Origin of the sequence: Bradyrhizobium sp. CCH5-F6, from assembly GCF_001556045.1 — a bacterium.
Classification (GTDB): Bacteria; Pseudomonadota; Alphaproteobacteria; order Rhizobiales; family Xanthobacteraceae; genus Bradyrhizobium.
In genome coordinates, this window is the sequence record NZ_LSIC01000158.1 from 43,384 (window position 1) to 61,968 (window position 18,585).

General features: G+C 65.0%; 14 protein-coding genes. 11 read left to right on the forward strand and 3 right to left on the reverse strand.

Annotated features, from left to right (window positions below):
* The first annotated feature begins 662 nt into the window (after positions 1–662).
* The 9 genes from AX729_RS27765 to AX729_RS27805 all read left to right on the forward strand — a co-directional run bounded on the left by AX729_RS27765 (position 663) and on the right by AX729_RS27805 (position 11,613).
* Positions 663–1,985 carry a CmpA/NrtA family ABC transporter substrate-binding protein gene (locus AX729_RS27765; RefSeq protein ID WP_061027400.1) on the forward strand — a complete coding sequence of 441 codons (1,323 nt, stop codon included), beginning with the start codon at positions 663–665 and terminating at the stop codon, positions 1,983–1,985.
* Between the two features lie 60 nt (positions 1,986–2,045).
* Positions 2,046–2,942 carry a nitrate ABC transporter permease gene (gene ntrB / locus AX729_RS27770; RefSeq protein WP_061027401.1) on the forward strand — a complete coding sequence of 299 codons (897 nt, stop codon included), beginning with the start codon at positions 2,046–2,048 and terminating at the stop codon, positions 2,940–2,942.
* A gap of 13 nt (positions 2,943–2,955) precedes the next feature.
* Complete coding sequence (locus AX729_RS27775) at positions 2,956–3,750, forward strand: ABC transporter ATP-binding protein (protein ID WP_061027402.1); 795 nt, start codon at positions 2,956–2,958, stop codon at positions 3,748–3,750.
* A gap of 216 nt (positions 3,751–3,966) precedes the next feature.
* Positions 3,967–4,395, forward strand: a complete 429-nt coding sequence (locus tag AX729_RS27780; RefSeq protein ID WP_061027432.1) for a globin family protein — start codon at positions 3,967–3,969, stop codon at positions 4,393–4,395.
* A gap of 10 nt (positions 4,396–4,405) precedes the next feature.
* Positions 4,406–5,623, forward strand: coding sequence for an NAD(P)/FAD-dependent oxidoreductase (locus AX729_RS27785; RefSeq protein ID WP_197433685.1), 1,218 nt, complete (start codon positions 4,406–4,408; stop codon positions 5,621–5,623).
* 1 nt (position 5,624) lies between these two features.
* Positions 5,625–8,330 (forward strand): nitrate reductase, encoded by a 2,706-nt coding sequence (locus tag AX729_RS27790; RefSeq protein WP_061027404.1) that lies wholly within the window; start codon positions 5,625–5,627, stop codon positions 8,328–8,330.
* A gap of 175 nt (positions 8,331–8,505) precedes the next feature.
* Positions 8,506–9,345, forward strand: coding sequence for an aldo/keto reductase (locus tag AX729_RS27795; protein WP_061027405.1), 840 nt, complete (start codon positions 8,506–8,508; stop codon positions 9,343–9,345).
* Between the two features lie 186 nt (positions 9,346–9,531).
* Entirely contained in the window at positions 9,532–10,473 is a 942-nt protein-coding gene (locus AX729_RS27800; RefSeq protein ID WP_061027406.1) for a DMT family transporter, read from the forward strand.
* A 60-nt stretch (positions 10,474–10,533) separates the two neighbouring features.
* Positions 10,534–11,613, forward strand: a complete 1,080-nt coding sequence (locus tag AX729_RS27805) for a zinc-binding dehydrogenase (protein WP_061027407.1) — start codon at positions 10,534–10,536, stop codon at positions 11,611–11,613.
* A gap of 108 nt (positions 11,614–11,721) precedes the next feature.
* On the opposite strand, the gene ppk2 is transcribed toward AX729_RS27805, so the two are convergent.
* Positions 11,722–12,642 (reverse strand): polyphosphate kinase 2, encoded by a 921-nt coding sequence (gene ppk2, locus AX729_RS27810; RefSeq protein WP_061027408.1) that lies wholly within the window; start codon positions 12,640–12,642, stop codon positions 11,722–11,724.
* 88 nt (positions 12,643–12,730) lie between these two features.
* Entirely contained in the window at positions 12,731–13,192 is a 462-nt protein-coding gene (locus tag AX729_RS27815) for an Lrp/AsnC family transcriptional regulator (protein ID WP_028177825.1), read from the reverse strand.
* A 132-nt stretch (positions 13,193–13,324) separates the two neighbouring features.
* Between AX729_RS27815 and AX729_RS27820 the strand changes: the two genes are divergently transcribed.
* Together AX729_RS27820 and AX729_RS27825 are read left to right on the forward strand one after the other, a co-directional pair.
* A complete protein-coding gene (locus AX729_RS27820) occupies positions 13,325–15,688 on the forward strand; it encodes a thiamine pyrophosphate-binding protein (protein WP_061027409.1) in 2,364 nt (787 codons plus the stop codon).
* A gap of 272 nt (positions 15,689–15,960) precedes the next feature.
* Positions 15,961–17,391 (forward strand): aldehyde dehydrogenase family protein, encoded by a 1,431-nt coding sequence (locus tag AX729_RS27825; protein ID WP_061027433.1) that lies wholly within the window; start codon positions 15,961–15,963, stop codon positions 17,389–17,391.
* Between the two features lie 199 nt (positions 17,392–17,590).
* Here the strand turns inward: AX729_RS27825 and AX729_RS27830 are convergent, their stop codons facing one another.
* Positions 17,591–18,559 (reverse strand): SMP-30/gluconolactonase/LRE family protein, encoded by a 969-nt coding sequence (locus tag AX729_RS27830; protein ID WP_061027410.1) that lies wholly within the window; start codon positions 18,557–18,559, stop codon positions 17,591–17,593.
* Positions 18,560–18,585 lie beyond the last annotated feature (26 nt).

An 18,585-nucleotide genomic window follows, 5' to 3' on the forward strand; every position in this document is an offset into this window, starting at 1 on the left:
TTTGCTTCATAGGTGAGAGTTTCGACACGCTCCGGAGAGCGCGGCGAACGTCATCGGCTGTGCGGGCAGCCCTGCCGCGCACGGGTTATGGAAAGTCTGGAAGCCTTGGGAATCGCGTCACGAGGACTTTAAAGCCGGGAAGGCCGCGAAGCATTTGAGCTTCCGGGGTGCAGCCGCCAGAGGCTGCAACAATGCGGCAAGCCGCAGTCTTCGTTGACGGTGAGTACGATGCAAATTGCGTGCCGATGCGACTCGTCAAAAATATGAATAAGTTCAATATGATGGCATTTCATCAGATGCGATTTGAGCGCCATCGCGGCCTGTTGCTTGAGCTTCTGCACAAGCTTTGTGCGCCGCACAAGCAATGTGCAAGTCGCAAATTTTGCATGCGGAACTCGCCTGCGACAATCTGGTGCGCCTCGCTTAATCGATTGATTCATTGAGCCTTTTTTTAGCGCCTGGCTTGGCATGAAGCTTGAATGGTTCCAAGCCGACGCCATTGAAGCCGTCCCGCGAGAATTCTCATCCGATTTGCTGACGCCGCCAGACGGGGGTCCCCCCGTCGCGCGTTCGCATGCGCCAAAACGGCGCCACGGACGGACGGGCCGCTCGCGCGCACAGCCGCAAATCATTCCGCACAGACGCAAAGGACGACACAGCCTATGACCAAGCGCACCCGCCGGCCCTCGGAAACGACTGGCCTCAGCCGCCGTCAACTGTTGAAAGCCACCGGCTCCACCGCCGCGCTTCTCGCCGCAGCAAAACTGAACTTCCCCGCCGGCGCCTTCGCGCAGGACGCAGGTCCCGAAGTCAAGGGCGCCAAGCTCGGCTTCATTGCGCTGAGCGATGCTGGCCCGCTGTTCGTCGCCAAGGACAAGGGCCTGTTCGCCAAATACGGCATGCCCGACACCGACGTGCAGAAGCAGGCCTCCTGGGGCACCACGCGCGACAACCTCGTGCTCGGCTCCGAAGGCAACGGCATCGACGGCGCGCATATCCTCACCCCGATGCCTTATCTGATCTCGGCCGGCAAGGTGACGCAGAACAACCAGCCGACCCCGATGTACATCCTGGCGCGGCTCAATCTCGATGCTCAATGCATCTCGGTCGCCAAGGAATATGCCGACCTCAAGGTCGGCGCGGATGCCTCGGCGCTCAAGGCCGCCTTCGAGAAGAAGAAGGCCGACGGCAAGTCAGTGAAAGTCGCGATGACCTTTCCTGGCGGCACGCATGACCTCTGGATCCGCTATTGGCTCGCCGCCGGCGGAATCGATCCCGACAAGGACGTCGAGACCATCACGGTGCCGCCGCCTCAGATGGTGGCCAACATGAAGGTCGGCACCATGGACGCCTTCTGCGTCGGCGAACCATGGCCCGGGCAGCTTGTCCATCAGGGCATCGGCTACACCGCCGTCAACACCGGCGAAATCTGGAGCAAGCACCCAGAGAAGTCGCTCGGCATGCGCGCGGCCTGGGTCGACAAGAATCCCAAGGCCGCGAAAGCGATCCTCATGGCCGTGATGGAGGCCCAACAATGGGCCGACAAGATGGAGAACAAGGCAGAGCTCGCCACCATCATGGCGAAGCGCCAGTGGATCAACTGTCCGGTCGAAGACATCGCCGACCGCGCCAAAGGCAAGTTCGACTACGGCATTCCCGGCAAGATCGTCGAGAACTCGCCGCACATCATGAAGTACTGGCGCGATCATGCTTCCTATCCGTTCCGGAGTCATGACCTCTGGTTCATGACCGAGGACATCCGTTGGGGCAAATATGAAGCCGGCTTCGACAGCAAGGCACTGATCGGGAAGGTCAATCGCGAGGACATGTGGCGCGACGCGGCCAAGACCCTCGGTGTTGCGGCTGCCGACATCCCGGCCTCCACCTCGCGCGGCAAGGAGACCTTCTTCGACGGCAAGGTGTTCGATCCGGAAAATCCGGCTGCCTATCTCAAGTCGCTCGCGATCAAGCGCGTCGAAGTCTGATGGAGCCAGCGGCCGCCTGTGGGCGGCCGCATCGTCCCTTGAAGCCGGAGAGAGATTGCGATGAACATGACTGCCGCCAAGATCGAGATTGAAACCGCGAAGCCCGCGGCCAGCTCCGCGCCGGTCGTCGCGATGACGCCAAGGCGTCCCCCACGCGCCGAAGCCTATGCGCGCATGGCACGGGAGACGGCCGTGCGCGTGATCCCGCCGCTGGTCGTGATCGCGCTGCTCACGCTGGTGTGGGAGTTGGTCTGCCGCCGCGCCGGCTCGGCGCTGCCGCCGCCGTCGAAGGTGTTCACGGACACCAGGGAGCTGATCCTCGATCCGTTCTTCGACAATGGCGGCATCGACAAGGGCCTGTTCTGGCACCTTTCCGCCAGTCTCCAGCGCGTCGCCTTCGGCTATTCCCTCTCGGCCATCGCGGGCATCGCGCTCGGCGTGCTGGTCGGGCAGTCGGTCTGGGCGATGCGCGGGCTCGATCCGTTGTTCCAGGTGCTGCGCACCATTCCGCCGCTCGCCTGGCTGCCGCTGTCGCTCGCGGCGTTCCGCGACGGCCAGCCCTCGGCGATCTTCGTCATCTTCATCACCTCGATCTGGCCGATCATCATCAACACCGCTGTCGGCATCCGCAACATTCCGCAGGATTACCGCAACGTCGCGGCCGTCGTGCAACTCAATCCGCTCGAATTCTTCGCAAAGATCATGATCCCGGCGGCGGCGCCCTACATCTTCACGGGCCTTCGCATCGGCATCGGTCTGTCGTGGCTTGCGATCGTCGCGGCGGAAATGCTGATCGGCGGCGTCGGCATCGGCTTCTTCATCTGGGACGCCTGGAACTCCTCGCATATCAGCGAGATCGTCCTGGCGCTGTTCTATGTCGGCATCGTCGGCTTCGTGCTGGACCGCATGATCGCGGGCCTCGGCAAGATCGTCACCCGCGGCACCGCGCAGAATTGAGGGAGCAGATCACATGACCGCCTATCTGAAGCTCGACCACATCGACAAGGTCTTCACCCGCGGCGCCGCCACCACGGAGGTGCTGAAGGACATCAACCTCACGATCGAGAAGGGCGAATACGTCTCCATCATCGGTCATTCCGGCTGCGGCAAGTCGACCCTGCTCAACATCATCGCAGGGCTGACGGGCGCCACCACCGGGGGCGTGCTGCTGGAGAACCGGGAGGTGAACTCGCCGGGGCCCGACCGTGCCGTGGTGTTCCAGAACCACAGCCTGCTGCCGTGGCTGACCGTCTACGAGAACGTCAAGCTCGGCGTCGACAAGGTTTTCGCCAGGACCAAGTCCCGCGCCGAACGCGACGCCTGGGTGATGCACAATCTCAACCTCGTGCAGATGGCCCATGCCAGGGACAAGCGTCCTTCCGAGATCTCCGGCGGCATGAAGCAGCGCGTCGGCATCGCGCGGGCGCTCGCCATGGAGCCGAAAGTGCTGCTGCTCGATGAGCCGTTCGGTGCGCTCGACGCGCTGACCCGCGCCCACTTGCAGGACTCCGTGATGGCGCTGCACCAGAAGCTCGGCAACACCATTCTGATGATCACCCACGACGTCGACGAGGCCGTGTTGCTGTCCGACCGCATCGTGATGATGACGAACGGGCCGAGCGCGCGCATCGGCGAGGTGCTGGAGGTGCCGCTGGCGCGGCCGCGCAAGCGGCTCGAGCTCGCGACCAACGGCACCTATCTGAAGTGCCGCCAGCGCGTGCTCGAATTCCTCTACGAGCGTCACCGCTTCGTCGAGGCCGCGTAAACGAAGCTTTCGACGCAAACAACATGCACGTGCCCCGATGATCGACGGCGTGAAGTCGCGCCAAGCCTCACCGAGGCGCGTGTGTGAACGTGACCACTTGGCACGAATGTCGCTTTTCCCCGTACGCGGGGAGAAGTCTCTCTGATGACGTTTGACTCATGAACTTTTTCCGCAATGGCGCGGACAAAGGCAGACCGAAACAGACAGGAGAACATCATGACGCCAGAACAGGTCACCCTCATCCAGCAGAGCTTTTCCAAGGTTGCGCCGATATCGGAGCAGGCTGCGGTGATGTTCTACGATCGCCTTTTCGAGGTGGCGCCGTCGGTACGCGCGATGTTTCCCGAGGACATGACCGAGCAGCGCAAGAAGCTGATGGGGATGCTCGCTGCCGTCGTCGGCGGTCTCTCGAACCTGAACTCGGTTCTTCCCGCAGCCTCCGCGCTCGCCAAGCGCCACGTCGCCTACGGCGCCAAGGCCGAGCACTACCCCGTCGTCGGCGCCGCCTTGCTCTGGACCCTGGAGAAGGGTCTTGGCGATGCCTGGACGCCCGAACTCGCCAAGGCCTGGACCGACGCATACGGCGTGCTGTCCGGCTACATGATTTCCGAGGCCTATGGCGCACAGTCGCAGGCCGCCGAATAGGAGATGCCTTGTGAGTGAACCGCTCGTCATCGTCGGTAACGGTATGGCGGCCGCGCGTCTGGTCGACGAGCTCGCGAAGACCGCGCTCGGCCGCTACGCCGTCGCCGTGATCGGCGAAGAGCCGCGGCTCGCTTACAACCGCGTGCTGCTCTCCTCCGTGCTGGCCGGCGAGACCGGCTCGCACGAGATCGAGCTCCGGCCCGCCGAGTGGTGGCGCCACCGCGGCGTCACGGTCCGCTACGGCTATCGCGTCACCGAGATCGACACCGGTCGCCGCGAGCTGAAGATCGAAGGCGAGGAGAGCATGGAGTATTCCAAGCTCATCCTCGCCACCGGCTCGACGCCGCTGCGGCTCAACGTGCCGGGCGCCGATCTTGCCGGCGTGCACACCTTCCGCGATACCCGCGACGTCGACCTGCTGCTGACGCTCGCGGCGGCGAAGAAGCGCGTCGTCGTGGTCGGGGGCGGCCTGCTTGGCCTTGAAGCGGCCTACGGTCTCGCCAAGGCCGGCGCGACGGTGACGCTGCTGCATCTCATGGACCGGCTGATGGAGCGCCAGCTCGATGCACCCGCCGCCGATCTGCTGAAGACGCTGGTCGAACGCAAGGGCATCCGCATCCTGCTCAACGCCTCGACTGCCCGCATCCATGGCGATGGTCACGTCGAGGCCGTCGAGCTCGCCGACGGCAGCCGGATCGAGGCCGACGCCGTGATCTTCGCTGCCGGCATCAAGCCGAACGTCTCGCTGGCGAAAGAAGCGGGAATTGCGGTCAATCGCGGCGTCGTGGTCAACGACGTCATGCAGACCTCCTCGTCCGACATCTTCGCTCTCGGCGAATGCGCCGAACATCGCGGTACCTGCTATGGCCTGGTCGAGCCGGCCTATGAGCAGGCGCGCGTGCTGGCGCGGCATCTCGCCGGCCGTTCTGCCGCCTATCAAGGAAGCGTGGTCTCGACCAACCTGAAGGTTTCGGGCGTCAGCGTGTTCTCCGCCGGCGACTTCATGGGCGGGGAGGGCAGCGAGAGTCTCGTGCTGTCGGACCGCAGGCGCGGCACTTACAAGAAGCTCGTGATCGCCGACGGCCGGCTCACAGGTGCCGTGCTGATCGGCGATACCGTCGATGCGCTCTGGTACCTCGAACTGATCCGCAATCGCGACAAGGTCGCGGCGATCCGCACCGACATGATGTTCGGCCGCGCGCTCGTGCAGTCTTCGAAAGCTGCTTGATATGACGGCGATCGATCCAAACCTCCGCACCACCAAGACGACGTGCCCCTATTGCGGCGTCGGCTGCGGCGTGCTGGCGACGCCCGACGGCAAGGGCGGCGCGGCGATCGCGGGCGATCCCGATCATCCCGCCAATTTTGGCCGGCTCTGCTCCAAGGGTTCGGCGCTCGGCGAGACCGTCGGGCTCGAAGGCCGGCTGCTTTATCCGATGATACGCTGCAAGGGCGTGCTCGAACGCGTCGCCTGGAGCGACGCGCTCGATCATGTCGCCCATCGCATGCAGCACATCGTGGCGCGCGATGGCGCCGACGCGGTGGCGTTCTATCTCTCGGGCCAGCTCCTGACCGAGGACTATTACGTCGCCAACAAGCTGCTGAAGGGGTTTGTCGGCACGGCCAATGTCGATACCAATTCGCGGCTCTGCATGTCCTCCTCGGTCGCGGGCCATCGGCGCGCTTTCGGCGCCGACACCGTGCCCGGCTGCTACGAGGATCTCGACCAGGCTGACTTGCTCGTCTTCGTCGGCTCGAATGCGGCTTGGTGCCATCCCGTGCTGTTCCAGCGCATGCTGAAGAACCGGCAGGAGCGCGGCGCCCGCATGATCGTGGTCGACCCGCGCCGTACCGACACGGCCAGCGACGTCGATCTCTTCCTCGGCCTCAAGCCCGGCACCGATACGGCGCTGTTCTGCGGCCTGTTCGTTCATCTCGCCGATAATGGCGCGCTGGATCGGGACTACGTCGCCTCCAACACGTCGGGATTCGACGACGCGCTGGTCCGTGCGCGCAACATCGCCGGCAGCGTCGGCGCGACCGCGCTTGCCACGGGCCTGTCCGAGCAGGACGTCGCCACCTTCTTCAGGATGTTCCGTGACACCGAGAAGGTCGTCACGCTCTATTCGCAAGGGGTCAACCAGTCGGCGCAGGGGACCGACAAGGTCAACGCCATCCTGAACTGCCATCTTGCGACGGGGCGCATCGGCAAGCCCGGTGCCTCGCCGTTCTCGCTCACCGGCCAGCCCAATGCGATGGGCGGTCGCGAGGTCGGCGGCCTCGCCAATATGCTCGCGGCTCATATGGGTTTCACGCCACCCGACATCGATCGCGTCAGGCGGTTCTGGAGGGCGCCGCGCATCGCCACCCATGAGGGGCTGAAGGCGGTGCAATTGTTCGAGGCCATCAACCGCGGCGAGGTCAAGGCGCTGTGGGTGATGGGCACCAACCCGGCGGTGTCGCTGCCGGACGCCGACATGGTCCGAGAAGCCCTCAAGAAGCTCGAACTGTTCGTGGTCTCCGAGAACGTGCTCTCCAACGACACGGTCGAGGCTGGTCCGCATGTGCTGCTGCCGGCGCTGGCCTGGGGCGAGAAGTCAGGCACGGTGACCAATTCCGAGCGGCGTATCTCGCGCCAGCGGGCGTTCCTGCCTGCGCCGGGCGAGGCGCGCCCCGATTGGTGGATTTTGAGCGAGACCGCAAAGCGCCTCGGCTTCGGCGGAAGCTTCAACTACAAATCCGCCGCCGATATCTTTCGCGAGCATGCGGCGCTCTCGGCGTTCGAGAACGGCGGCAGCCGCGATTTCGACATCGGCGCGCTGATGTCGCTGACCGACGACGCGTTCGACGCCTTGGAGCCGGTGCAGTGGCCCGCGCGCGAGGGGCAGACGCCCGACGAGCGCTTCTTTGCGCAAGGCGGCTTCTTCACCAATGATGGCAAGGGCCGCTTCGTCGCGCCGGAAGTGCCGGCGCTGCGCGGCGAGACCGGTCCGTCGCGTCCCTTGCGGCTCAACACCGGGCGCATCCGCGACCAGTGGCACACCATGACACGCACGGGGATGAGCCAGCGGCTGGGCGCGCATCTGCCCGAGCCGTTCGTCGAGATCCATCCTGATGATGCCAGCAAATACGGGATCGTGCACGACGGCTATGCCCGCATCACCACCGATTACGGCCGGTGCATCCTGAAGGCCGTCGTGAGCGAACGGCAGCAGCGCGGCGTGTTGTTCGCGCCGATCCACTGGAGCGCGATGAATGCCTCACACGGCCGCGTCGGCGCGCTGGTGCAGTCCTTCACCGATCCGTTCTCGGGCCAGCCGGAGGCGAAAGCGACGCCGGCCGCGATCGCTCCTTACGAATTCGTCTTCCGCGGCTTCGCGCTGTCGCGAAAGCAGGTCGATCTGCCGCAGAGCCTGTTGTGGACCCGCGTCACGGTCGCCGGCGGCTTCGGTTATCTCTTCGCGGACAACGGCGATCTTGCGCGCTGGCCCGCCTGGCTCGAGAACGTCGCGGGCGAAGACGTCGCCGAATATCGCGATTTCGGCGGTGGGGTCTATCGCGCCGCCTCGTTCGCAGGCGACCGGATCGAGACCTGCCTGTTCGTCGGACCCGCGCACGATGCCGGCGATTGGGAGGTGGTGAAGAGTGCATTCGCCGCCGACCAGGTCACCGACGAGCAGCGCCGCATGCTGCTGTCAGGCAAGTCCAGCGAAGGCGCGGGTTCGACCGGCCCGGTCGTCTGCGCCTGCTTCGGTGTCGGCCGTGGCACCATCTGCGACGCGATTGAAACTGGCGCGCGCACGGCCGCCGAGATCGGCGAGAAGCTCAAGGCCGGCACCAATTGCGGCTCCTGCATCCCGGAGCTGAAGCGGCTGATCGCGACGACGGGGGCGGTGTCGATCCAGCAGGTGAAGGTCGCTGGCGCAGCGGGGTAGGCCGGCTCTCTCCAAAGCCATTGCCAGCGTACCGATGCAGTTCAGAGCCTTGCCATTGAGAGATTCTGGATTGCTTCGCTACGCTCGCAACCAATCGACGCGCCTTCAATTGTCCCCTATGGTGCCGCGCGCTCCTCCTCAGCGATCTCTAAAGTGGAGCATCTGAGGGATAAACATGAACACGCACCCCTTCGGCAAGACCGACGCCAACGTTTCCGTCATCGGGCAGGGCACGTGGTACCTCGACCATGGCGACCGCAAGCGCGCGATCGCGGCGCTTCAGCGCGGGCTCGATCTCGGCATGACCCATATCGACACCGCCGAGATGTATGGCGATGCCGAGCTCGTCATTGCTGATGCGATCGCGGGCCGGCGCGACGAGGTGTTCCTCGTCTCGAAAGTGCTGCCCAGCAACGCCTCGCGGAACGGAACCATCACCGCTTGCGAGCGCTCGCTGAAGCGGCTCAAGACCGACCGGCTCGACTGCTATCTCTTGCACTGGCGCGGCTCCTATCCACTGGAGGACACCGTCGCTGCGTTCGAGGAACTGGTGAAATCAGGCAAGATCAAATCCTGGGGCGTCTCCAACTTCGACGCGGACGATCTCGACGAAATTCTCGACGTTGCGGGCGAGGGTCGGATCGCGTGCAACCAGGTGCTCTATCATCTCAAGGAACGCGCGATCGAGCATGCCGTGATCCCGTGGTGCGAGCGGCACGGCGTCGCCGTCGTTGCCTACTCGCCGTTCGGTCATGATGATTTCCCCGCAAGCAGCAGCAAGGGCGGCGCCGTGCTGGCCCGTATCGCGGAGGCGCGTCGTGTGACGCCGCGTCAGGTCGCGCTGAGCTTCCTCACCCGTGCGACTACGGTGTTCGCGATCCCGAAGGCCTCGTCTGCGGAGCATGCCGCCGAGAATGCGGCAGCCGGCGATCTCGTGCTGACGAAGGACGAGATTGCTGCGCTGGATGCCGCGTTCCCCCGCGGGCCGAAGCCGCGCGGCCTGCCCATGCTGTAGTGCACAACGGGCAACATTAACGGAGCATTGACGCGCGCGGCGGCCCGCGCATATCGGCCTCCTGTTTTCTGAAGTTGTGAACGCGGCGCATTTGTCGTTTGTTGCCGGCGTTCTCGATTCGCATTTGCCCGGGTTCCAGCCGTGACACCGCCGCCCGCCGCAGCCGCAAGGCTCGACAGTATTCCCATGCCCATTCCGGAGAAGAAGCAGGAGGCTCGCCGCGCGCCTGCGCGCGTCGATCATCCCTTCAGAGGGATTGCACTGGTCCTGCTGTCGACGATATTCCTCGGCTGTTCCGACGTCACCGCGAAGTATCTGTCGACCAGCCTGCCGTCGATCGAGATCACCTGGATCCGCTTCCTCACCTTCACGCTGCTGTTCACGCCGGTGATGCTGCCCGCCTCGCCGCTCTATGCGATGCGCACGAAGCGTCCCGGCCTTCACGTGATGCGCGGCGCGGCGCTGCTTGGCTCCTCGCTGTTCTTCATCACGGGTCTCGGCTTCCTGCCGATCGCGGAGGCATCCGCCACCGGCTTCGTTGCGCCGCTGTTCGTCACGGCGCTTTCGATCGTCTTCCTCGGCGAGAAGGTCGGCATGCGCCGCTGGCTCGCGACCGCGCTCGGCCTCATCGGCGTGCTGATCATCCTGCGTCCGGGCACCAGCGCGTTTCACCCCGCCGCATTCTTTCCGTTGGTCTCGGCGGCATGCTGGGCCGGCACCCTGATCCTCACGCGCATGATGAGCGGGCGGGAAGCCGTCGTCACCACCATGGCCTACTCCTCGCTGACGGGGCTCGCGATCCTGACCGCGCTGGTGCCGTTCGTCTGGGTCACGCCATCCTGGACCGCGGTCGCGCTCGGCATCTTCATCGGCGTCGCCTCGACCGCAGGCCAGTGGATCGTCGTTCTCGCCTATCGCTATGGCGATGCCTCGGTGCTGGCACCTTTCTCCTACACGCAGTTGCTCTGGGTCAGCATCCTCGGCTTCTTCATCTTCGGTGAAGTGCCCGACGTCTTCACCATCACCGGCGCGGCCTTCATTGTCGCCAGCGGCCTCTACATCGCCCATCGCGAGCGTGTTCGTCGCGCCCAACTCCTGGTGCTGGAAGAGCGCTCCCCGAACGCCTGACGCAAGTTCGCCCCTCGGGCGTCGTGGTATCAGCGCTCCAAACAAGACGGGAGGAGCCGGATGCGAGCCGCGATTTTCAGGAACGGAGAGATCGTCGTCGACCGGATCGCGGAGCCGAAGCCGGGCCCCGGCCAGGTGCTGGTCAGGACGCTCGCCTGCGGCATCTGCGGCTCCGACCTGCACGCGCGCCAGCACGCCCATCGCATGGTGGAAATGACGCGGAAGACCGGGCGTAAGCCGATGGACCTCAGCCGCGACGTCGTGTTCGGCCACGAGTTCTGCTGCGAAATCGTCGACTACGGCGCCGGCACCGAGCGCAAGCTCAAGCCCAGCACCCGCGTCTGCTCGCTGCCGGCGCTGCTGACGCCGCAGGGCATCGAAGGCATCGGCTATTCCAACGACAATATCGGCGGCTATGCCGAGGCGATGCTGCTGAGCGAAGCGCTGCTGCTCGAAGTGCCCAACGGTCTTGCGCCGGAGCATGCCGCGCTCACCGAGCCGCTGGCGGTCGGCGTCCACGCCGTCGCGAAAGCCAATATCAGCGGCGGCGAGGTGCCGCTCGTGATCGGCTGCGGTCCGGTCGGCCTCGCGGTGATCGCTGCGCTGAAGCTCAGGAGCCTGCACCCGATCGTCGCCGCGGACTATTCGCCGGCCCGGCGCGCGCTCGCGGCGAAGCTGGGCGCGGACGTCGTGGTGGATCCCCGGGTCTCGCAGCCCTATGCGACCTGGGCCGAGCACGCGCAGATGTCGGAGGCGGAGAAGGCGGCGCGACCGCCGTTCCGGGCCATGCTGCCGGCGCTGAAGCCGGCGATCATCTTCGAATGCGTTGGCGTGCCCGGCCTGCTGCAGCAGGTGTTCGAAGGCGCGCCGCGGGACGCGCGCATCGTCGTGGTCGGCGTCTGCATGGAGACCGACAGAACCGAGCCCATGCTCGGCATCATGAAGGAGCTCAATGTCCAGTACGTGCTAGGCTACACGCCGGACGAGTTTGCGGCGTCACTGCGGCTGATCGCGGAAGGGCAGGTGGATGCCGCGGCGATGGTGACGGCCGAGATTGGCCTCGACGGCGTCGCCAAGGCCTTCGCCGATCTCGCCAATCCGGAGATGCACACCAAGATCATCGTGCAGCCATGGCGTTGACGGCCGCGTAGGGTGGGCAAAGCGCAGCGTGCCCACCATTCTCACCGCAAACACGGACGCATGGTGGGCACGGCGCCACGCGCCTTTGCCCGACCTGCGAGACCGCCGTCAATATTTCGCCGGCACGTACATCTCCGGCGGCACCGGGCCTCGCTGATAGTCGGGGTTGCGCACGCGCGGCGGCAGCGTCACCGGAGCCCGCGCGACCTCCTGGTACGGGATCTGAGTCAATAGATGCGCGATGCAGTTGAGCCGGGCGCGCTTCTTGTCCACGGCATCGACGATCCACCATGGGCTATCCGGCAGATGCGTGTGCTCCAGCATCGTCTCCTTGGCCTTGGTGTACGCCTCCCAGCGACTGCGGGACTCGACGTCCATCGGGCTCAGCTTCCACTGCTTCAGGGGATCCTTGATGCGCATGGTGAAGCGGAACTGCTGCTCGTCGTCGGTGATCGAGAACCAGTACTTGACCATGATGATGCCGGAGCGGATCAGCATGCGCTCGAATTCCGGCACTGACTTGAAGAACTCCTGATATTCGTCCTCCAAGCAGAACCCCATCACGCGCTCGACGCCGGCGCGGTTGTACCAGCTGCGGTCGAACAGCACGATCTCGCCGCCGGCCGGCAGGTGCGCGACGTAGCGCTGGAAATACCATTGCGTGCGCTCGCGTTCGTTCGGCGCCGGAAGCGCCGCGACGCGGCAGATGCGGGGATTGAGTCGCTGGGTGATGCGCTTGATCACGCCGCCCTTGCCGGCGGAGTCGCGGCCCTCGAACAGCACCACGACCTTCTTCTTCTCGCTCTGCACCCAGTCCTGGAGCTTGACGAGCTCACCCTGGAGGCGAAGCAGTTCCCGGAAATAGAGCCTGCGATCAACCGTCGCTTTCAGCGTTCCGGCCTCGTCGAGGAGCTCGTCGAGACGGGTATCATCCAGCTCCATCTCCAGTTCCTCGTCGAGATCGTCTGCCATTTCCCGGATGATGCGCTCGCGCTTGGAGGCCTGGGATTTTCGATCGGATGCGGTCATGGGTCCTTCTCTCGGCTCGGATACCAGTCACAACGACCATCGGCGGGGTTTGTTGCGTCCATGTGACATGCGATCCCGTTGACGCAGGTCACACCGGCAGCGCGATCGAATACTTCACCTGGCTCAGCGCAAAGCTCGACTCGATCGAGGCGATGCCGTCGAGCCGGGTCAGCTTGGTCTTGAGGAACGTCTCGTAGGAGGCGAGGTCGGCGGCGACGACGCGGAGCAGGTAGTCGCGATTGCCGGTCATCAGATAGCATTCCAGCACCTCGTCCCATTTCGAGATCGCGCGGGCGAAGCGGTTGAGGTCCTCCTCCTTCTGCCGCGCCAGCTTGATCGAGATGAACACGCTGACATGCAGGCCGAGTGCCTTCTGGTCCACGGTCGCGATATAGCGCGAGATCACGCCGCGCTCTTCCAGCAGCTTGACCCGGCGATGGCAGGGTGAGACGGAGAGTCCGACCTTGTCGGCAAGCTCCTGCATGGTCATCCGGCTGTCGTTCTGGAGGTGGCTGAGGATTTTGCGGTCGATGGCGTCGAGCTCTGGCATTGGGATGGAACCTGGGTCAGGAAGGGTCTGATTGGTAAAATATCCCAATCCTGGCCGGTATGGCGCGAAAAATTGAGAAGTTTGGCGCGGCCCGCAGGGGTATGATCGGGGCTTGTTTCCCGGAGCATCGCCATGCCCGTTGACCCCGCTCGCCTCGACACCCTGACTGCGCTCGCCCGCAAGGCGCTGTGGCTGTCGTCCTGGACCATCCACCACGCCAACCACATTCGCGCCAATGCGGACGGCCTCAAGGTCGGCGGCCACCAGGCCTCCTCCGCCTCGCTCGCGACCATCATGTCCGCGCTGTACTTCCACGTGCTGCGCCCCGAGGATCGCGTTGCGGTGAAGCCGCATGCGAGCCCGGTCTTCCACGCCATCCAGTATCTGTTCGGCCGGCAGAGTCGCGAGAAGCTGGAGAACTTTCGCGGCTTCAAGGGCGCGCAGTCCTATCCCTCGCGCACCAAGGACGTCGACGACGTCGATTTCTCCACCGGCTCGGTCGGCCTCGGCGTCGCGCAGACGCTGTTCTCTTCGCTTGTGCAGGACTACGTCAAGGCGCATGGCTGGATGAAGGACCGCCGCGAAGGGCGGATGATTGCGCTCGTCGGCGACGCCGAGATGGACGAGGGCAACATCTTCGAGGCCCTGGCGGAGGGCTGGAAGCACGGCCTGCGCAACACCTGGTGGGTGGTCGACTATAACAGGCAGTCGCTCGACGCCGTCGTTCGCGAGGGGCTCTGGGAAAAGTTCGAGACCATGTTCCGCAATTTCGGCTGGGACGTGGTGATCGTGAAATACGGCCGCCTGATGCGCGAAGCGTTTGCGGAAGCGGGCGGCGAGGCGCTCAAGCGCTGGATCGACAATTGCCCGAACGCACTCTATGCGGCGCTGTGCTTCCAGGGCGGTGCGGCCTTCCGCAAGCATCTGCACGACGAGATCGGCGACCAGGGCCCGATCACGAAGCTGATCGACAGGCGCAACGACGAGGAGCTGCTCGCGTTGATGTCGAACCTCGGCGGCCACGATATGGCGAGCATGCTCGAGGCGTTCGATTCCATCGATCACGATCGCCCGGTCTGCTTCATCGCCTATACCATCAAGGGTGTCGGCCTGCCGTTCCAGGGCCACAAGGACAACCACGCCGGCCTGATGACGGTCGCGCAGATGGAGAAGTATCGCGACAGCCAGAACATCCGGCTCGGACATGAATGGGACAAGTTCGAAGGGTTGTCGCAGGATGCGGCCGAGCTCGAGGCTTTCCTCTCGCGTGTGCCGTTCAACCAGGACGGCCGCCGGCTGACGGCGCCCGTCGTTGAGGTGCCGCAGCAGCTGGCCTTCAAGCCGTCGCCGCAGATGTCGACCCAACAGGGCTTTGGCCTCGTGCTGAACGAGATCGCCCGCAGCGACAGCGAGCTGGCGAGGCGTATCGTCACGACCTCGCCCGACGTCACTGTTTCCACCAATCTCGGTCCCTGGGTGAACCGCCGCGGCCTGTTCGCGCGCGCCGAGAAGGCGGATTTATTCCGCAGCGAGAAAATTCCGTCCACTTACAATTGGGACGCCTCGCCCAAGGGCCAGCATCTCGAGCTCGGCATCGCCGAGATGAACCTGTTCATCATGCTCTCCGCGCTCGGCCTGTCGCACCAGATCAACGGCGAGCGGCTGCTGCCCGTCGGCACGCTCTACGATCCCTTCATCGAGCGCGGGCTCGATGCGCTGAACTATGCCTGCTACCAGGACGCCCGCTTCATGGTGGCGGCGACGCCATCAGGCATCACGCTCGCGCCGGAGGGCGGCGCGCACCAGTCGATCGCGACGCCGCTGATCGGCATGGCGCAGGACGGGCTCGCCTCGTTCGAGCCGGCCTTCGTGGACGAGCTCGCCGTGATCATGGCGTTCGGTTTTGAGCACATGCAGCGCGAGGCGGGCGAGGGCGGCTCGGTTTATTTGCGCCTTTCCACGCGCAGCATCGAGCAGGCGCAGCGGATCATGACGCCGGAACTGAGGCAGGGCATCACCGACGGCGCCTATTGGCTGCGCAAGCCGGGCCCGAATGCCGAAGTCGTGATCGCCTATACCGGCGCAGTCGCGCCGGAGGCGATCGAGGCCACCGGCTTCATCGGCGAGAGCCGCCGCGACGTCGGCCTGCTCGCGATCACCTCGGCGGATCGTCTCCACGCCGGTTGGACCGCCGCGCGAAAATTGCGGCGCGACCGCCGCGGCGTGCAGCATCTCAGCCACATCGAAAAGCTGCTGGCGCCGCTGGCGCGCGACTGCGGCATCGTGACCGTGATCGACGGTCATCCCTCCGCGCTGGGCTGGCTCGGCAGCGTCCGCGGCCACCGCGTCGAGGCACTCGGCGTCGAGCAGTTCGGCCAGACCGGCAGCATCGCGGACCTTTATCGGCACTACGGCATCGATGCGAATGCGATCATCGATGCGGCCGAAAGCCTCACCACCGGCGCGCCCGTGCTGCACCGGAAGATGGCGGTGTAGCTGAGGTAACCCCGCTGTCATTCCGGGGCGCGCGAAGCGCGAGCCCGGAATCCATCGGGCGTCAGGCCACGTGGTGAAATGGATTCCGGGCTCGCGACTTTGTCGCGCCCCGGAATGACGGCCGTGAGAGCCTTGCCACGCTCCCGCCATCGGCTCATATAACCTCCGTCCGCCGCAACGCTGGCCCCGCATATGGCGGGTTCAATTGCCGGCGCTTTCGTGCAAGGATGCCTGCCGAAACGCCCCCTCCAAGCCCCAAGAAGAGGTTAATGATGGTCAATCGCATGCAATTCTACATCGACGGCGCCTGGGTCGATCCCGCCGTCAAGAAGTCCACCGCCGTGGTCAATCCGGCGACGGAAGAGGCGATGTACGAGGTTGCGCTGGGCTCCAAGGCCGACGTGGACAAGGCCGTCGCCGCCGCCAAGCGCGCCTTTGCCACCTTCTCACAGACCAGCCGCGACGAGCGCGTCGCGCTGCTGTCGAAGATCATCGAGATCTACAAGGGCCGTCTCAAGGAGATCGGCGCCGCCGTCTCCGACGAAATGGGCGCACCGCTGCCGATGGCGGAAAAGCTGCAGGCCGGCGCCGGCCTCGGCCATCTCATGACCACGCTCGACGTGCTCAAGAACTATCATTTCGAGGAGCCGGTCGGCACCGCCATGGTGCTGCGCGAGCCGATCGGCGTGGTCGGCATGATCACGCCCTGGAACTGGCCGCTGAACCAGATCGCCTGCAAGGTCGCGCCCGCGCTCGCCGCCGGCTGCACCATGATCCTCAAGCCGTCGGAGTTCACCCCGACCTCGGCGCTGATCTTCGCCGAGATCCTGCATGAAGCCGGCGTGCCCAAGGGCGTGTTCAACCTCGTCAACGGCCTCGGGCCCGAGGTCGGTGCCGCCATGAGCGAGCATCCCGATATCGACATGATCTCCTTCACCGGCTCGACCCGCGCCGGCATCGACGTGGCCAAGCGCGCCGCGCCGACCGTCAAGCGCGTCAGCCAGGAGCTCGGCGGCAAGTCGCCGAACGTCATCCTCGAAGGCGCCGACCTCCAGAAGGCGGTGACCGGCGGCGTGATGCACATGTTCAACAACTCCGGCCAGTCCTGCAACGCGCCCTCGCGCATGATCGTGCCGGCCTCGAAGATGAAGGAAGTCGCCGCGATCGCGAAAGCCGTCGCCGACAAGACCAAGGCCGGCGATCCCCGCGCCGAAGGCACCACCATCGGCCCGGTGGTGAACCGCGGTCAGTGGGACAAGATCCAGGGCCTGATCAAGAAGGGCATCGACGAGGGCGCTACGCTCGTCGCCGGTGGCCCGGGCCTGCCCGAAGGCGTCAACAAGGGCTTCTATGTCCGCCCGACCATCTTCGCCGACGTCACCCCTGACATGACGATCGCGCGCGAGGAAATCTTCGGACCGGTGCTGACGATCATCGGCGCCAAGGACGAGGCCGACGCGGTCAAGATCGCCAACGACACGCCTTATGGCCTCGCCGGTTATGTCTATGGTCCGTCGGTCGAGGATGCCAAGCGCGTCGGTCGCCAGATCCGCGCCGGCAACGTCAACCTTCAGGGCGTGCCCAACGACCGTACCGCGCCGTTCGGCGGCTACAAGCAGTCCGGCAACGGCCGCGAGTGGGGCAAGTTCGGCCTCGAGGACTTCCTCGAAGTGAAGGCCGTCGCCGGCTTCAACGCGGCGTAAGCATCATCGCGTGAACGACCATGACGCCGGAGCGGGCAACCGCTCCGGCGTTTTTGTCTGCCCGGCGTCATTTGCTAGGAGCGAACTTCGTAGGGTGGGTTAGCGAAGCGTAACCCACCACGTCTGTCACCGCGGACACCAAAGAGGTGGGTTACGCCTTCGGCTAACCCACCCTACGAAGCGGTCGTTTGCGGAGAGACTATCCCCCCACCGCGCCTTGCGTGTTCACATACAGCGCATAGATCGACTGGCTCGCTGCCATGAACAGGCGGTTGCGCTTGAGGCCGCCGAAGCAGAGGTTGGCGCAGCGCTCGGGCAGGGCAATGCGGCCGATCATGACGCCGTCAGGCGCGAACACGACCACGCCGTCGAGCTCGGGATCGCCCATGCCCCAGCCGCACCAGAGATTGCCGTCGATGTCGCAGCGCATGCCGTCGGGCGTGCCTGGACCGGCATCGATGTGGACGCGCTTGTTGGAAATCGTGGTGCCGTCGGCCGAGACGTCATAGGCGAGGATCTTGCGGTTCGGCACCCCGCGCGATTCCACGACGTAGAGGATCTTCTCATCCGGCGAGAAGCACAGCCCGTTCGGACCGAGCACGCCTTCGGCGACGATCGTCGCCTTGCCGGTCGCGGGATCGAACCGGTAGACGTTCGGCTCGATCTCGGGCTCGGCCTTGTAGCCCTCGTAATTGCCGAGCAGGCCGAAGGTCGGATCGGTGAACCAGATCGAGCCGTCGGATTTCACGACGACGTCGTTCGGCGAGTTCAGCCGCTTGCCGTCGAACGAGTCCATCAGCACGGTGATGCTGCCGTCATATTCTGTGCGAACAACGCGTCGCCCGCCATGCTCGCAGGTGATCAGCCGTCCCTGCCGGTCGCGCGTGTTGCCATTGGCGAAATTCGAGGGCTTGCGGAACACGCTCACGGTGCCGGTCTCTTCCTCCCATTTGAGGATGCGCTGGTTCGGAATATCGCTGCACAGCAGATAACGCCCATCGCCAAACCACACCGGGCCTTCCGCCCAGCGCAGGCCCGTTGCCAGCCGTTCCACCGCCGACAGTTTCAGCCAGTATTTTTCGAAGCGGGGATCGAGTGCCTTGATTGCGGGATCGGGGTAATAGGTCGCCGGCCGCCAGCCCTGGTCATGGGACGATGCATCGTTCATGTGCAGTTCTCGTTCTTGCGTTCCCT

Coding starts and splice junctions, on each gene's coding strand:
- AX729_RS27765 (WP_061027400.1), top strand. CDS start 663: ATGACCAAGCGCACCCGCCGGCCCTCGGAAACGACTGGCCTCAGCCGC.
- ntrB (WP_061027401.1), top strand. CDS start 2,046: ATGAACATGACTGCCGCCAAGATCGAGATTGAAACCGCGAAGCCCGCG.
- AX729_RS27775 (WP_061027402.1), top strand. CDS start 2,956: ATGACCGCCTATCTGAAGCTCGACCACATCGACAAGGTCTTCACCCGC.
- AX729_RS27780 (WP_061027432.1), top strand. CDS start 3,967: ATGACGCCAGAACAGGTCACCCTCATCCAGCAGAGCTTTTCCAAGGTT.
- AX729_RS27790 (WP_061027404.1), top strand. CDS start 5,625: ATGACGGCGATCGATCCAAACCTCCGCACCACCAAGACGACGTGCCCC.
- AX729_RS27795 (WP_061027405.1), top strand. CDS start 8,506: ATGAACACGCACCCCTTCGGCAAGACCGACGCCAACGTTTCCGTCATC.
- AX729_RS27800 (WP_061027406.1), top strand. CDS start 9,532: ATGCCCATTCCGGAGAAGAAGCAGGAGGCTCGCCGCGCGCCTGCGCGC.
- AX729_RS27805 (WP_061027407.1), top strand. CDS start 10,534: ATGCGAGCCGCGATTTTCAGGAACGGAGAGATCGTCGTCGACCGGATC.
- ppk2 (WP_061027408.1), bottom strand. CDS start 12,642: ATGACCGCATCCGATCGAAAATCCCAGGCCTCCAAGCGCGAGCGCATC.
- AX729_RS27815 (WP_028177825.1), bottom strand. CDS start 13,192: ATGCCAGAGCTCGACGCCATCGACCGCAAAATCCTCAGCCACCTCCAG.
- AX729_RS27820 (WP_061027409.1), top strand. CDS start 13,325: ATGCCCGTTGACCCCGCTCGCCTCGACACCCTGACTGCGCTCGCCCGC.
- AX729_RS27825 (WP_061027433.1), top strand. CDS start 15,961: ATGGTCAATCGCATGCAATTCTACATCGACGGCGCCTGGGTCGATCCC.
- AX729_RS27830 (WP_061027410.1), bottom strand. CDS start 18,559: ATGAACGATGCATCGTCCCATGACCAGGGCTGGCGGCCGGCGACCTAT.